15 protein-coding genes are annotated in these 16,447 nt (G+C 35.0%); all 15 read left to right on the top strand.

Going from position 1 to position 16,447, the window contains the following annotated elements:
• Positions 1 to 18: 18 nt before the first annotated feature.
• The 15 genes from ylqF to fliF all read left to right on the top strand — a co-directional run bounded on the left by ylqF (position 19) and on the right by fliF (position 16,445).
• Positions 19 to 894, top strand: a complete 876-nt coding sequence (gene ylqF, locus ACTYA4_RS10370) for a ribosome biogenesis GTPase YlqF (RefSeq protein WP_443481426.1) — start codon at positions 19 to 21, stop codon at positions 892 to 894.
• Positions 895 to 1,017: 123 nt separating this feature from the next.
• Positions 1,018 to 1,788: a ribonuclease HII gene (rnhB, locus tag ACTYA4_RS10365; protein ID WP_443481425.1), complete on the top strand. Its 771-nt coding sequence runs from the start codon at positions 1,018 to 1,020 to the stop codon at positions 1,786 to 1,788.
• A gap of 10 nt (positions 1,789 to 1,798) precedes the next feature.
• Entirely contained in the window at positions 1,799 to 3,091 is a 1,293-nt protein-coding gene (locus ACTYA4_RS10360; protein WP_443481424.1) for a hypothetical protein, read from the top strand.
• Positions 3,088 to 3,372 (top strand): EscU/YscU/HrcU family type III secretion system export apparatus switch protein, encoded by a 285-nt coding sequence (locus tag ACTYA4_RS10355; RefSeq protein ID WP_443481423.1) that lies wholly within the window; start codon positions 3,088 to 3,090, stop codon positions 3,370 to 3,372. The genes ACTYA4_RS10360 and ACTYA4_RS10355 overlap by 4 nt, the downstream gene beginning before the upstream one ends.
• Before the next feature lie 260 nt (positions 3,373 to 3,632).
• The gene (gene dprA / locus ACTYA4_RS10350) at positions 3,633 to 4,493 is read left to right on the top strand and encodes a DNA-processing protein DprA (protein WP_443481422.1); all 861 of its coding nucleotides are present in this window, start codon (positions 3,633 to 3,635) and stop codon (positions 4,491 to 4,493) included.
• A gap of 450 nt (positions 4,494 to 4,943) precedes the next feature.
• Positions 4,944 to 7,019: a type I DNA topoisomerase gene (gene topA, locus ACTYA4_RS10345; RefSeq protein WP_443481421.1), complete on the top strand. Its 2,076-nt coding sequence runs from the start codon at positions 4,944 to 4,946 to the stop codon at positions 7,017 to 7,019.
• Positions 7,020 to 7,663: 644 nt separating this feature from the next.
• Complete coding sequence (gene trmFO / locus ACTYA4_RS10340; protein WP_443481420.1) at positions 7,664 to 8,977, top strand: FADH(2)-oxidizing methylenetetrahydrofolate--tRNA-(uracil(54)-C(5))-methyltransferase TrmFO; 1,314 nt, start codon at positions 7,664 to 7,666, stop codon at positions 8,975 to 8,977.
• A 60-nt stretch (positions 8,978 to 9,037) separates the two neighbouring features.
• Entirely contained in the window at positions 9,038 to 9,943 is a 906-nt protein-coding gene (xerC, locus tag ACTYA4_RS10335; RefSeq protein ID WP_443481419.1) for a tyrosine recombinase XerC, read from the top strand.
• A 27-nt stretch (positions 9,944 to 9,970) separates the two neighbouring features.
• A complete protein-coding gene (gene hslV / locus ACTYA4_RS10330) occupies positions 9,971 to 10,522 on the top strand; it encodes an ATP-dependent protease subunit HslV (RefSeq protein WP_443481418.1) in 552 nt (183 codons plus the stop codon).
• A gap of 16 nt (positions 10,523 to 10,538) precedes the next feature.
• On the top strand, positions 10,539 to 11,948 hold the full coding sequence (gene hslU / locus ACTYA4_RS10325; protein ID WP_443481417.1) for an ATP-dependent protease ATPase subunit HslU: 1,410 nt from the start codon (positions 10,539 to 10,541) through the stop codon (positions 11,946 to 11,948).
• A 232-nt stretch (positions 11,949 to 12,180) separates the two neighbouring features.
• Entirely contained in the window at positions 12,181 to 12,960 is a 780-nt protein-coding gene (gene codY, locus ACTYA4_RS10320; protein WP_443481416.1) for a GTP-sensing pleiotropic transcriptional regulator CodY, read from the top strand.
• 611 nt (positions 12,961 to 13,571) lie between these two features.
• Positions 13,572 to 13,952, top strand: coding sequence for a flagellar basal body rod protein FlgB (gene flgB, locus ACTYA4_RS10315; RefSeq protein ID WP_443481415.1), 381 nt, complete (start codon positions 13,572 to 13,574; stop codon positions 13,950 to 13,952).
• A 1-nt stretch (position 13,953) separates the two neighbouring features.
• On the top strand, positions 13,954 to 14,412 hold the full coding sequence (gene flgC, locus ACTYA4_RS10310; RefSeq protein ID WP_443481414.1) for a flagellar basal body rod protein FlgC: 459 nt from the start codon (positions 13,954 to 13,956) through the stop codon (positions 14,410 to 14,412).
• Positions 14,413 to 14,425: 13 nt separating this feature from the next.
• The gene (gene fliE, locus ACTYA4_RS10305) at positions 14,426 to 14,728 is read left to right on the top strand and encodes a flagellar hook-basal body complex protein FliE (protein ID WP_443481413.1); all 303 of its coding nucleotides are present in this window, start codon (positions 14,426 to 14,428) and stop codon (positions 14,726 to 14,728) included.
• A 133-nt stretch (positions 14,729 to 14,861) separates the two neighbouring features.
• Positions 14,862 to 16,445, top strand: coding sequence for a flagellar basal-body MS-ring/collar protein FliF (gene fliF, locus ACTYA4_RS10300; protein ID WP_443481412.1), 1,584 nt, complete (start codon positions 14,862 to 14,864; stop codon positions 16,443 to 16,445).
• Positions 16,446 to 16,447: the final 2 nt, after the last annotated feature.

Below are 16,447 nucleotides of genomic sequence, written 5' to 3'. Positions count from 1 at the left end.
GTAATAGAGGTGATTATATTGACTATTCAATGGTTTCCTGGACATATGGCGAAAGCAAGAAGACAGGTAACAGAAAAATTAAAGCTTGTAGATATTATTTTCGAATTAGTGGATGCTCGAATTCCACAGTCATCACGAAATCCGATGATTGATGAAATTATTCAGCATAAACCAAGATTAGTGCTGCTAAATAAAGCGGATATGGCAGACAAAGAGAAAACAAAAGAATGGATTCATTATTTCCAAAGCAAAGGGATAAGAGCCCTTGCCATTAACTCTCAAGCTGGTGTTGGAATGAAAGAAATTACTGCACTTGCAAAAGAAGTATTGGCAGAAAAATTTGAGCGAATGCGGGCAAAAGGAGTTCGGCCCCGAGCGATTCGTGCGATGATCGTTGGGATTCCTAATGCAGGAAAATCAACATTGATTAACCGTTTAGCTAAAAAAAATATTGCGAAAACAGGCAATACCCCAGGGGTAACAAAAGCACAGCAATGGATTAAAGTAGGCAAGGAGCTGGAGCTTTTAGATACGCCAGGGATTTTATGGCCTAAATTCGAAGATCAGGAAGTAGGCTTAAAGCTTGCATTAACGGGTGCCATTAAAGATACTATATTAAATTTACAAGATGTAGCTGTGTATGGATTAAGATTTTTAGAAAAAGAGTATCCTAACAGATTAAAAGAAAGATTTCAGATGGAAGAAATACCGGAAGATATTGTCGAGCTGTTTGATAAAATTGGACAAGTACGTGGCTGTTTAACAGGTGGAGCGATTGTTGACTATGATAAAGTAACAGAATTAGTCATTAGAGAAATAAGAGGAGAAAAACTAGGTTCTCTCACATTTGAAAATGCGGGAGATATGGAAGCGTCTCAAACAGAAAATGACTAACAGTAGGAGGATCTTGATTAGTATGTTCATGATCCTCTTTTTTGTCTGTTACGGTTACAATGAAAAGAAAAGCTTTATCATAAATAGAAGCTGCCGATATTAAAGGAAAGTGGAGTGCGGGAATTGAAAATAGCAACAACAAAAGAAATAAAAATAAAACTAGAAAATATAACAGATAGTAACGATCCTTTTATCGAAGAGATAAAAAATGACGATAGAAAAGGGGTACAAAGTCTTTTTAAAGCATGGCAGAAAAAGCGAGAAAAGGAAATGGAACTTCATCAACGCTTTTTAGCATTAAATACATACGAAAACCAACTCAAAAATCAAGGATATTCTTACATAGCCGGAATAGATGAGGTAGGCAGAGGACCATTAGCAGGACCGGTTGTAACAGCTGCAGTCATTCTTCCAGCAACATTTTATTTACCAGGATTAGATGATTCGAAAAAACTTTCTGAAAAGAAAAGAGAAGAATTTTTTGAAAAAATTCAACAAGAAGCCATTTCGATAGGAATCGGAATGATCCATGCTGAAGAAATTGATCGAATAAATATTTATCAAGCAACAAAAAAAGCAATGTTGCAAGCGATCAATGATTTAACGATAAGACCGGATTATTTATTAATAGACGCGATTACCTTAACAACACCGTACCCAAGTCAATCAATTATTAAAGGAGACAGTAAAAGTTGTTCTATTGCGGCAGCAAGTATTATTGCAAAAGTAACAAGAGATAGAATGATGAAAGAGCTCGATAAACAATTTCCAGCTTATCAATTTGCCAAAAATATGGGCTACGGTACGAAGGAACATTTAGAAGCGTTGCAAAAGGAAGGAATAACAAGCTATCATCGCAAAAGCTTTTCACCAGTTAAAGAAATGTCGAAATAAGGAGGGGAGTATGAGTTACTCTACTAGTTTTATTCAAAAGCTGTTTAAACAAGAAAATAACCTCTGGTCTCAACCATTGCCATTAAGACCAGGTCAAATTATGTATGGGAAAATAATGAAATTATTTCCAAATCAAATCGCGGAAGTGCAAGTTGGTCAACAGAAGCTATATGCCCATTTATCCATTCCTCTTTCTGTTGAAGCAAATTATTGGTTTCAAGTTCAACAAGGACAAGAAAAGCTCGAATTAAAAGTATTATCTCCTTTGAACGAAACAGTGCAAATGGATAAAAACAATATCACAACATTGTTAAGGCAGCAATCTCTTCCTGACACGAAAGAAAATAGAGCATTAGTTGCTTCTTTTCTTACCGATCAACTGCCATTAACAAAAGAGATTCTTCAAAAGGCAAGCAACTGGTTAACGAAAAGCAACGATACTTCATCAGAAATTGCAGTAATCAAGCAAATGGTACAACAAGAGCTACCGCTTACAAATACAGTATTTTCTAGTTTATTACAAGTACAGTCTGGACAATCATTTTCCGATTTAATCAATGCTTTAAACAGCGAATTAAACATACATTCGATTAAAAATAAGCCATTAGAACAAGTGGTAGCAAATATAATGACAGGGGTATTTACGTCTGAAGATGATAGTAAGCAAATAAAGCAACAAATAATGAAAATGTTGCACAGTATCGGTTTTTCCTATGAGTCAGAACAGTTTTTTCGATTAAATGAAACAAATAATACGGAAGTAGAAACAAAAAAGTTAAAACCACTTTTACTCGAATTGTTAAAAACAGATATTCCTGTTTCAACGAATGAAATAGCCAATCAGCTAGTAGATAAAATAACAGGTTTGCAGCTATTATCGCGAGAAGTTGGACCAATAATTCAAGCTGTAATGCAACTGCCAATATCGTTTGCAAACCATACAAAGGATGTAACGGTGCAATATAATGGTAAAAAAACGAAAGATGGCAAGATAGATAGTGATTATTGCCGGATTATGTTTTATTTAGATTTAGAACATTTAAAAGAAACAGCCATTGATATGCAAATTCAAAACAGGGTAATGAATATTACCATTTGGAATAATCATCCCATCATTCAATCACTTGCAGCAGCATATACAAATACATTAAAGGAAAAGATGAAACAAGCCGATTACATATTATTAAATGTTAACAGCAAGCCCTTTTCTAAAAAGGAAACCAACATAAAAAACGGATTATCCTTTTTGGATATTGAAAATTCCTATAAAAATTTCTATCAAGGAGTAGATGTAAAAATATGAAAGAAAGTGGAAAATGGAAGCGAAAGGAAGCAGTTGCATTACGTTATGCACAAAATCTAGATGCCCCGACAGTATTAGCAAAAGGAAAAGGAATGGTTGCCGAATCGATTATCGAAAGAGCAAAAGAAAATGGAGTGCCCATCCAAGAAGATCCTTCCTTAGTGGAACTATTAGCAAAGCTGAATTTTCATGACCAAATACCAGAGGATTTATATCAAGCAGTTGCTGAAGTTTTTGCTTTTATTTATAAACTGGATAAAGAATATGGGGAGAATAAATAGTGTAAGGAGGTTCCCCTATTAAATGAGAACACCCCTAAGAAAAGAGGCGGAATTTTATAGTATAAAAGAATAATAGTAAAATAGTAAAATAGTAAAAACGAATCGTTATCAAAATAAAATATCTATTAAATTTGGACGGAAGCGATTATAATAATACGTATAATTCCTTATTATTTTCTTATGTTTATTCATTTTTTTGTATACTTTACAAATTCCTTCTATTATATATTGTGCAAATTCTAGGAAGGAAGGTAAGTTTATTGGAGAAATTAAACGAAAAATTAATTTTGCTTGATCACTGTAGAGGAATTAGCTGGAAAAGTATTTTCTTCCTATTAAAAACAGATCCTGATCTTCAAACAATAAATGCTTCTCGAGAATTCCCCTCAAGTTCTTTACAATGGAAAAAAGAATTCATTGAAGATTTTCACTCCCCTTTTATTCATGAACAAATCAGCCAATATGCCCCTAACGGAATAACTGCCATTACTTATTTTGATTCCCGTTATCCAAAGATATTAAAAGAAATCTATCAACCTCCATGGGTACTTTATGCAAAAGGAGATTTATCTTTATTAAATGTAGAAAAAAAACTGGCAATCGTCGGATCGCGCCTTGCTACCAATTACAGTCAGAAAGTAATGGAAAAAATAATTCCAGAGTTGATAAAAGATAATATTACGATTGTAAGTGGTCTAGCGACAGGTGTTGATGCTTTAGCACATAAGTTAACGATTGCAAATGGTGGGAAAACAATAGCGGTTATAGCTGGAGGGTTGTTTCATATCTATCCAAAAGAAAATATACTGCTTGCAAGCGAGATGATGAAAAAACACCTTGTAATATCAGAATATCCTCCGTTAACTAAACCAAATAGATGGCAGTTCCCAATGAGAAATCGGATTATTAGTGGCTTATGTAATGGTACATTAATCATTGAAGCGAAAAGAAAAAGCGGCTCCTTAATAACGGCGAATTATGCTCTTAACGAAGGAAGAGATGTATTTGCTGTTCCAGGAAGTATTTTAAGTCCTTTTTCAATAGGAACAAATGAATTAATAAAGGCAGGCGCAAAACCAGTTATAACTGCAAATGATATTTTAGAAGAATGGAATTTTTGATAAGAAAAAGGAAATTAATAGTATTTCTTTTACAAGAAGGAAATGATACGATATAAACATTGGGAAAAATAAGGGATTATTCTATTGTGTCTAGCTTCAGCGCCTAGCCCTTGTGAAAAATAACCCTTTGCCTCTAAAAGTAAAAAACACTTTTTGAGTCAAATGAACATTTTTCTTCAGGGTTGTTTAAGGCGCTTACGCTTTTCTTTTGTGTCAACTTTTTGTATTAAAAGAGTGAAATTTTATCCTTTTTTAAAAGGAAAAACAAAAAAAGGTTGCTATTTTTTGAAATCTGTTATACATTTTTTCAACAGATAAAAAATGAAAAACTAAAAAACAAATGGGAATAAAACAGTTGAAAACGTTTACTGATTATCGTAATATTTGACAAATGGAAACATAGTATACAATAATAGTGAATATTTATAATCCCTCTAAGGAGGACAGTTAATGTCAGATTTTCTTGTAATCGTGGAGTCTCCTGCAAAGGCAAAAACGATTGAACGTTATTTAGGAAAAAAATATAAAGTAAAAGCATCTATGGGCCATATTCGGGATTTACCAAGAAGCCAAATGGGTGTTGATATAGAAAAACAATACGAACCGAAATACATAACGATTCGTGGTAAGGGCCCGATTTTAAAAGATTTAAAGACCGCTGCTAAAAAAGCTAAAAAAATATACTTAGCAGCTGACCCTGACAGAGAAGGGGAAGCGATTGCTTGGCATTTGGCAAAAAGCTTGAATGTGGATATCGAGTCAGACTGCCGCGTCGTATTTAATGAAATTACAAAAGACGCGATTAAAGAGTCCTTTAAACATCCTCGGCCAATAAACATGGATTTAGTAGATTCACAGCAAGCCAGAAGGGTTCTTGACCGTTTAGTTGGGTATAATATTAGTCCGTTATTATGGAAGAAAGTCAAAAAAGGATTAAGTGCTGGGAGAGTACAATCTGTAGCGGTAAGACTAATTATTGATCGTGAACATGAAATTAAACAATTTATTCCAGAGGAATATTGGACAATTGAAGGCAGTTTTCTTAAAGGAAAAACAAGCTTTGATGCTGCGTTTTATGGAATTAATGGAAAAAAAGTAGAACTGAAATCAGAAAAAGAAGTACAAGAAGTAAAGGCGTTAATCAATGGAAATAAATTTACCATAGAAAAAGTGACAAAAAGAGAACGAAAAAGAAATCCTGCAGTTCCGTTTACCACCTCCTCTCTTCAACAAGAGGCTGCCCGTAAATTAAATTTTAGAGCGAAAAAAACAATGATGCTTGCACAGCAGCTTTATGAAGGAATTGATTTAGGAAAAGAAGGAACAGTCGGATTAATTACCTATATGAGAACGGACTCGACTAGAATATCCGAAGTTGCTCAAGGAGAAGCCTTCGAGTATATTACAAAAAATTACGGCAGTGAATATACAAAAGGGGATAAAGGCAAAGAAAAGAAAAATGCAAATGTTCAAGATGCCCATGAAGCCGTTCGGCCAACAAGTACAACAAGAGAACCGAGCATGCTAAAAGAACATTTATCAAGAGACCAGCTTCGGTTGTATAAACTCATATGGGAAAGATTTATCGCAAGTCAAATGGCTCCTGCCATTATGGACACAATGAGTGTTGATTTACAAAATGGTGAGGTGCTATTTCGGGCTACAGGCTCAAAAGTGAAGTTTCCCGGTTTTATGAAAGTATATGTGGAAGGAACCGATGATGGCGTAGAGGAAAAGGATCGACTGCTCCCTGATTTGAAAGAAGGAGATGAAGTAATAAATAAAGACTTCGATCCGAAGCAACATTTTACACAGCCGCCTCCTCGATACACAGAGGCAAGACTTGTCAAAACATTGGAAGAGTTAGGAATTGGCCGTCCATCGACTTTTGCACCAACATTAGATACGATCCAAAAGCGTGGATATGTAGCATTGGAAAATAAACGATTTATTCCGACAGAGCTGGGAGAAATAGTATTAGAATTAATCTTAGAATTTTTCCCTGAGATATTAAATGTTGAATTTACAGCTAATATGGAACATGATTTGGATAATATTGAGACTGGAAAAGTGAATTGGGTAAAAATAATTGATGATTTTTATCAAGTTTTTGAACAAAATTTAGAAAAAGCTGAAAAAGAAATGCAATCAGTGGAAATTAAAGATGAACCTGCTGGAGAAGACTGTGATTTATGTGGAAGTCCTATGGTCTTTAAAATGGGCCGATATGGTAAATTTATGGCATGCAGTAATTTTCCTGATTGTCGAAATACGAAACCGATAGTAAAAGAGATAGGTGTTAAATGCCCTTCATGCCATGAAGGGAACATCATTGAAAGAAAAAGTAAAAAGCGTCGCATATTTTATGGATGTGACCGTTATCCTGGATGTGAATTTATTTCATGGGATAAACCAATACAACGTCCATGCCCAAAATGTGAAGGCATGCTCGTGGAGAAAAAGCTGAAAAAAGGGATACAAGTTCAATGTGTTAGCTGTGATTATAAAGAGGAACCTCAAAGTTAAGAGAGTGAGCATCATTTGCTCACTCAGGCTGTTGAAAAACGTTCGCTCTCTTCGTCACTTCCCGTTTTTTGCGGTGCTCATTACCCGGTAAAGAAGGATGAACGACTAAGTACGTCACGTCCTGTGACAACGTCGTTCTGACCAACTTCCTGTTGGCCGCTGTTCCTCAAAAAGGGTCGTTCCGCGATAGACAAACGTTTTCATTTAGCCTGACGTTTCTGCAATTATTACTTTTTCTACATCCTAAGTGAGCATCAATTGCTCACTTTTTTCTATGGAATAAATTGTTGTCTAACAGGATAAAAGTTAGTAAAAACAAAATAAAAATAGTAGAAACTTTAATTACAGCTATTCATAGTGTAAAATGCTAGAGAATATATCATTTTATAAAATAAGAAAGAAAAACATTTTTCAACTTAGGTGAGCGTCTAGCTCCGACGTACAGGACGTACAAGTGCCGGCGTTGCCACAGGATGTGGCGTAATTAGCCGGCCAGTGCCTAGCCCCTGTGAAAAATAACCATTTGCCTCTAAAAGTAAAAAGCACTTTTCGAGTCAAATGAACATTTTTCTTCGGGGCTGAGCAAGGCGCCTGCGCTTTTCTTATAAAAAATGAAATAATGATAATAAGTTGGAGGACTATACATGCAAGAAACAAACAAACACGTAAATGTAATTGGGGCAGGACTCGCGGGAAGTGAGGCTGCATGGCAAATAGCAAAAAGGGGAATTAAGGTACATTTATATGAAATGAGACCAGTTAAACAAACTCCTGCACATCATACCGATAAATTTGCTGAACTTGTTTGCAGCAACTCTTTAAGAGGAAACGCCTTAACAAATGCGGTTGGTGTATTAAAAGAAGAAATGAGAAATTTAGATTCCATTATTATTGAATCTGCCGATTTATGTGCAGTTCCTGCCGGAGGAGCATTAGCTGTTGATCGACATGAATTCGCAGGAAGAGTAACGGAAAAAGTGAAAAATCATCCGAATGTTACCGTTTTTCATGAAGAAGTAACCGAGATTCCAGAGGGCCCTACAGTGATAGCGACAGGTCCTTTAACAAGTGAAGCTTTGTCTAAAAGTTTAAAAGACTTAACAGGAGAAGAATATTTATACTTTTATGATGCTGCTGCACCTATTATCGAAAAAGACAGCATAGATTTAAATAAAGTTTATTTAAAATCCCGCTATGATAAAGGAGAAGCTGCTTATTTAAATTGTCCTATGACTGAAGAAGAGTTTGAACGTTTTCATGAAGCACTTGTTTCTGCAGAGACAGTTCCTTTAAAAGAATTTGAAAAAGAAGTCTATTTTGAAGGCTGTATGCCGATTGAAGTAATGGCTGGTAGAGGGAAAAAAACAATGCTGTTTGGTCCGATGAAGCCAGTTGGTTTGGAAGACCCACGCACTGGAAAACGTCCATTTGCTGTTGTGCAACTTCGCCAAGACGATGCTGCAGGAACATTGTATAATATTGTTGGATTTCAAACTCATTTAAAATGGGGAGCTCAAAAAGAAGTGCTTCAATTAATTCCAGGGCTTGAAAATGCAGAAATTATAAGATATGGAGTAATGCATCGCAACACCTTTATTAATTCTCCAAAGGTATTAGAAGCAACTTATCAGTTTAAAAATCGAAGCGATTTATTTTTTGCTGGTCAAATGACGGGAGTAGAAGGATATGTAGAATCAGCAGCTAGTGGCCTTGTTGCTGGAATTAATGCAGCAAAGTTTGTAAACGGAGAAGATCTAATTGTTTTTCCAGATGAAACGGCAATTGGAAGCATGGCGAAGTATATTACAACTACAAATGCAAAGAATTTTCAACCAATGAATGCTAATTTTGGACTTTTTCCAGCGTTGCCTATTAGAATAAAAGGGAAAAAAGAAAGATATGAACAACACGCTAACAGAGCATTAGAGACAATTCAGAACTTTGTGAAGACTATGTAAATTAATTGATTGCGTATACAAAGTATGTTAATATAATAAAGCCGTCTGTGAGGTGATACATTGGATTTGAACACACACACTTCATTACAGCGATTTGTTGAATATTTACAAATTGAAAAAAACTGTTCACCATATACGATTGAATATTATCAAGACGATATAAATCAGTTCTTGCTTTTTATGTCCAAACAACTAATAAATAAACTAGAGGACGTTCAGTCCTCTGATGTAAGAATATTTTTAACGGACTTATTTCATGCAAAGTTAGCAAGAAAATCTATTGCCCGGAAAATATCTAGTCTACGCAGCTTTTACAGGTTTTTAGTAAGAGAAAAACTAGTGGCTGCAAATCCTTTTTCAACCATAACGATACCGAAGTTAGAAAAAAGATTGCCGGATTTTTTTTATGAAGAAGAGTTGCAGCAGCTATTTTTATCATGTGACTCTTCAACTCCTTTAGGAAATAGAAATAAGGCACTCCTTGAATTGTTATATGCTACGGGCATTCGAGTTGGTGAATGTACGAAAATCGAGTTAAAAGATATTGATTTTAGTATTTCTACCGTCTTAGTGAAGGGAAAGGGAAAAAAGGAGAGGTACGTTCCATTTGGCAGCTTTGCACATACCGCTTTAGAATCTTACATAAGAGATGGAAGAACAAAGTTGATGGGGAAAAACAGTAATCAACATTCCTTTTTATTTGTAAACTATAGAGGGGGCCCTTTAACTGCAGGAGGCGTCCGGGATATTTTAAGCAAAATGATGCATGCTTCATCAGCACAAGGGAAAATTCATCCTCATAAACTTAGACATTCATTTGCAACCCATTTATTAGCAAACGGGGCTGACATGAGAACTGTTCAAGAACTATTAGGTCATGCAGATTTATCGTCTACTCAAATATATACACATGTAACAAATGAGTATTTAAAGAAAACATACATGTCCTATCATCCAAGGGCATAGTCCAAATTGTTAAAGGAGAAAGTATAGATGGCTGAATTACCACAATTTCATGCAACAACAATTTTTGCTGTTCATCATAAAGGGAAATGCGCCATGTCAGGTGATGGTCAAGTAACTTTCGGAAACGCTGTTGTCATGAAACATACAGCGAAAAAAGTTCGAAAGCTTTTTAACGGAAAGGTAATTGCAGGCTTTGCCGGATCAGTTGCTGATGCCTTTACACTATTTGAACTATTTGAGGGTAAACTGGAAGAGTTTAATGGGAATTTACAAAGAGCAGCAGTTGAGCTGGCGAAACTTTGGAGAAATGATAAATTTTTACGCAAGCTGGAAGCGATGCTAATTGTAATGAACGAAACAGATTTATTGTTAGTATCGGGTACTGGAGAAGTGATTGAACCCGATGACGGTATTTTGGCAATTGGTTCTGGTGGAAACTATGCGTTATCTGCTGGAAGGGCTTTAAAGAAATATTCAGGCGAACAGTTATCCGCCTATGAAATTGCAAAAGCTGCATTGGAAATTGCTGGGGAGATTTGCGTATATACAAACAATAATATTATTGTGGAAGAATTATAGGGGGAGGATTTATTTAATGCAAAATAAAGCAAGCTTAACACCTCGTCAAATTGTGGAACGTCTCGATCAATATATTGTTGGACAAAAAGATGCTAAAAAAGCAGTGGCAGTAGCATTAAGAAATCGTTTTCGCCGCAGTTTATTAGATGAAAAGCTAAGGGATGAAATCAGTCCAAAAAATATTCTTATGATGGGTCCAACCGGTGTTGGTAAAACGGAAATTGCAAGACGTATAGCCAAAATTGTCAGTGCGCCATTTGTTAAGGTAGAAGCAACTAAATTTACAGAAGTCGGGTATGTAGGCAGAGATGTAGAATCAATGGTGAGAGACCTTGTTGAAACATCGGTCCGACTTGTAAAAGAAGAGAAGATGCTTCAAGTAAAAGAAAGAGCAGAAATAGCAGCAAATAATCGAATAGTCGACTTATTAGTGCCATCCTCATCAAAAAAACAATCAAATTACAAAAATCCACTTGAAATGCTTTTTGGCGGTGGAAATACGGAAGTAGAAGCAGAAGAACCTTCAGTGGAAGAAACGAATAAATATGAAAAAAGGAAAATAATAAAAGAAAAGCTTGCACTAGGAGAATTGGAGAATGAACAAGTAACAGTCGAAATGGAAGAGCAGCAACCTTCCATGTTTGATATGCTCCAAGGATCTGGAATGGAGCAAATGGGCATGAATATGCAAGATGCATTAAGTAATTTTATGCCTAAGAAAAAGAAAAAAAGGAAGTTAACTGTTCGTGAAGCACGAATTGTATTAACAAATGAAGAGGCACAGAAACTGATTGATATGGATGAAGTTACGCAAGAAGGTGTACAGCGAGCAGAACAAATGGGTATTATTTTTATAGATGAAATCGATAAGATTGCTAGTAAAAGCAATGGTGGCTCTTCTGCAGATGTTTCAAGAGAAGGGGTACAAAGAGATATTCTGCCAGTTGTAGAAGGATCAACGGTTGTTACAAAATACGGATCTGTAAAAACCGATCATGTTTTGTTTATTGCGGCAGGTGCTTTTCATATTTCAAAACCATCTGATTTAATCCCGGAGCTTCAAGGACGTTTTCCAATTCGTGTTGAACTTACAAAATTAACAGTTGAAGATTTCTATCGTATACTTGTAGAGCCAGATAATGCACTGATTAAGCAATATCAAGCTCTTTTATTAACGGAAGGTATAGAAATAGAATTTTCTGACGATGCTATTCATAAAATTGCAGAAGTAGCGTACGAAGTAAATCAGAATACAGATAATATAGGAGCAAGAAGATTGCATACTATACTTGAAAAATTACTCGAGGATTTATCATTTGAGGCGCCAGAAATAACTATGGACAAAATTGCGATAACACCGCAGTACGTGGAAGAAAAACTTGGTGCTATATCAAGAAATAAGGATTTAAGCCAGTTTATTTTATAATGTACGACTGAAGAAGGTAATAAGATGAAGCTGCAAACAGTGGGGTGTTAGTACAACCAATCAATTCTTTACGGGAAGTTTCCCCCCTTTGTTGTTTCGTCAGAATCTTGAGGAAGGTGTCTTACTTCCCTAAATAGGGTAATCTCCTAAAATTTGCAATAGACAAGCATGATATGATATAGAAGGAAACAAAATTTACAGATTTGGTTTTAGTTAATAGGAGGAAAAAAGAATGGATTTATTATCAAAAACAAGAAAAATTAATGCAATGCTGCAAAAAGCAGCAGGAAAACCTGTGAACTTTAAAGAAATGGCAGAAACTTTATGTGAAGTCATTGAAGCGAATATATTTGTTGTTAGCAGAAGAGGGAAACTTTTAGGTTTTGCTGTAAACCAACAAATTGAAAATGATCGTATGAAAAAAATGCTAGAAGATCGTCAATTTCCGGAAGAATATACAAAAAGCTTATTTAATATTCAAGCAACATCCAGCAATTTAGATGTAGAAAGTGAATATACCGCATTTCCCGTTGAAAATAAGGAATTATTCCAAAAAGGGTTAACTACAATTGTTCCTATTATCGGTGGTGGAGAAAGATTAGGTACTTTAATCTTAGCGCGTCTTAAAGAACAATTCCATGATGATGATTTAATCTTGGCTGAATATGGTGCAACCGTAGTAGGTATGGAAATCCTGCGTGAAAAAGCAGAAGAAATTGAAGAAGAAGCTAGAAGTAAAGCGGTTGTACAAATGGCTATCAGTTCATTGTCATATAGTGAATTAGAAGCTATTGAGCATATTTTTGAAGAATTAAACGGGAATGAAGGATTATTAGTAGCTTCTAAAATTGCAGATCGAGTCGGGATTACAAGATCGGTTATCGTAAACGCTTTACGTAAATTAGAAAGTGCTGGTGTCATTGAATCTCGTTCACTTGGAATGAAAGGTACGTATATAAAAGTACTTAATGGAAAATTCCTATTAGAATTAGAGAAACTTAAAGCAAATTAATATTATTTTATCCATGAAAGTCTGATAAAAGCTTTTATTTTTATTTGGTTTCTTCTATAAAATAGTACAGCAATCAACAAGGATGTCTTTAAACTAGGTTTTCTTTCAAATAAAAAATGATGTAAGTTGCTAACACTACTTGGCAAGTAAAGCGGAAGAGAAACCTAAATAAAAGATTATCCTTGTTTATTATTTATGCTGCACCTAATTTTCAAATCATGTAAAGAACCTCTTAAATGATGTATTATCTTCGTAAAACAAACCCCTCCATTTAGCATTTTTTCAGCAAATTTCGATATTTTTCTAGTTCTTTTCATTTTTATTACAAAAATTATCATGAATTTTTTAAAATACTATTTTGTATAGTGCTAATATACTATGAATTTAGTATTTTTTTTTTGTAAATATTAAGATAAGATATTGAATTGTTTTTGATAATCTTTTCGTATACGTGTTAAAATAGGACTATTGAATTATTAAAAATTTCCTTTTGTCCGTAGACATATTATTTCAAATTCATTACAATTATAGTCATCATGTTTTATTTTCGTCATTTACTTGCATGATTCTACAGAAAATTTATGATTAATTACCATTTATTGAGGTGTGCCATGAAACTTTTTTCTAATACGATAACGAGTTTAGAAAACGCAATAAATTATTCGAATACAAAACAAAAAGTGATTGCTCAAAATATAGCGAACGTTGATACGCCAAATTTCAAATCAAAAGAAGTTACTTTTAAGCAATCATTAACAAAAGCATTAGAAGCAAATAAAACAGATCCAAAACATATGGATTTTACATACAATAATTCTGCTCCTAAAATTGCTGCAAAAAAGAACGTTACATACAATAACAGTGGAAATAGTGTCGATGTTGATAAAGAAATGACCGATTTGGCTACAAATCAAATTTATTACAACGCTTTAATTGAAAGAATGAACGGGAAATTTAATTCCCTCGAAACTGTTATTAGAGGAGGAAAGTAATATGTCTATGTTTCATAGCATAAACACCACCGCTTCCGCATTAACAGCACAAAGGTTGAGAATGGATGTTATATCCTCTAATATGGCTAATGCAGAAAGTACTAGAGGGAGAATAGTAAATGGAGAATGGGAGCCATACAGAAGGAAGTCGGTTGTATTGCAAGCACAAGAAGAGAAAGGGTCCTTTGCATCTTATTTGCAGGCAGCAGCAAATAATCGTGCAAACGCAGGGAACGGAGTAAAAGTTTCACGAATTGTGGAGGATGAAACGCCATTTGAGTTAGTATATGACCCGGAAAATCCAGATGCGAATGAAGATGGATATGTTGAAATGCCCAATGTGGATCCTCTACGGGAAATGGTTGATTTAATGAGTGCTTCTAGATCATATGAAGCAAATGTTACAGTACTTAATTCATCTAAAAGTATGATGATGAAAACATTGGAAATCGGTAAATAGAGGAGGGGATTATATGACCATTCATTTTTCAGCAGTATCAACAGCACTGCCATTAACAAACACAAATTCGGCTAAAGAAAGCACGACAGAACCACAAAAAAGTTTTGCCTCTTTTTTAAAAGACTCCCTTCATTCAGTAAACAAAGCGCAAAATGAATCAGATGCTTTGACGAATAAGTTAGCTAATGGTGAAAACGTAGACTTATCTCAAGTAATGATTACTTCACAAAAGGCAAGCATTACTCTGCAAGCAACAATCGAAATTCGGAATAAAGCAGTTGAAGCTTATCAAGAAATGATGAGAATGACGGTTTAATCATTAAATTGGTTATTCCGTTATTTACCCACGCATATCGGTCAGAGTCTACCAACTTAAGATTTGAGAGGCAACTGTCCGTGTGTGAAAGGCCTGGAAGTTTCGCCTTATCAACAGTAACCGGGGGAAAAGAATGAAAGAGAATTTGCAAAAGTTTTTTAATCCTATGAAGGATTATTGGCTTAATCGTTCCAAAAATCAAAAAATAATGCTCATTAGCGCTGTCTTTTTACTAGTAATTATTATAGCTGTGTCCGCTTATTTTTTTTCTAGAGAAAAGTTAGTTCCTTTATATAGTAATCTATCACCTTCTGAAACGGGAGCAATTAAAGAAAATCTAGACGCAAGAGGTATCACCTCGGAAATTTCTGAAGGCGGAAAAACAATCAGTGTACCAGAAGAAGCAGTTGATACATTGAAAGTAGAACTTGCTGCTGAAGGTATTCCGAAATCTGGAAGTATTGACTATTCCTTTTTTAGTCAAAATGCAAGCTTTGGCATGACAGACAACGAATTTAATGTTTTAAAATTAGACGCAATGCAAACTGAGATTGCCAATTTAATAAAGGGAATTGACGGGATCAATGATGCGAATGTTGTCATCACTTTGCCGAAAGAAGGGGTTTTTGTTTCAGATAATAAGGGAGAAGCTTCAGCTTCTATCGTATTAAATACAAAAGCAGGATATGACTTCTCCGAAAGTCAAATCAAAGGTTTATATACACTCGTCTCGAAAAGTGTTCCTAACCTTCCTACAGATAATATCGTCATTACCAACCAAAACTTTGAGTATTTTGATTTAAATAATGCAACAAATAATGCAACAGATACATTTTCGACACAAAATAATGTCAAAAAACAAATAGAAAGAGATATTCAAAGGCAAGTGCAGACGATGTTAGGAACCTTAATGGGTCAAGATAAAGTATTGGTTTCTGTGTCTGCAGACATTGATTTTACAAAAGAAAACCGAGAAGTAAATGAAGTAACACCTGTTGATGTAGAAAATATGAAAGGCATTGCCGTCAGTGCACAAAAAATTACAGAAACATACACTGGCGAAAATGCTGCTGAAGGTGTTCCACAAACAGAACAAAATACAGATACAACCACGTATAATACGGAAAATGGTACAGGTAATGGTGATTATGAAAAAGTAGAAGAGACGGTAAACAATGAAGTGAACCGCATAAAAAGACAAATAGTAGAAAGTCCTTATAAAATACGAGATGTCGGAATTCAAGTGATGGTAGAACCGCCAGATGCTAATGATGCCTCATCACTTCCACAAGAGCGGATCGATGATATAACAAATATACTAGGTACAATTGTAAGAACAACAATCGATAAATCTGCTACGAACGGACAATTAACTGATGAGGACCTTCAAAATAAAATCGCTGTATCTGTACAGGAATTTAATGGGAAAGCAGTAGCTACCACACCCCCTGCAGCAGGAATCCCTTGGTGGATTTATGCAATTGGGGGAGGATTGTTAGCCATCATTGCGCTATTAATTTTCTTCATGCTAAGAAATCGTAAAAATAAAGCAGTATCTGAAGAAATAGAAGAAATTATTCAGCCCGTTTCCATTCCTGATGTAAATGAAGAAAAAGAGTCAGACGGAGCGGTTAGAAGAAAACAATTAGAAAAAATGGCAAAAGAAAAACCAGAAGACTTTGCCAAACTTCTTCGAACATGGATAACAGAAGACTAAGG

This window comes from Niallia yueguangensis (assembly GCF_052663115.1).
The sequence above is the reverse complement of the archived record's forward strand: the minus strand, read 5'-3'. Positions and strand labels throughout refer to the sequence as shown.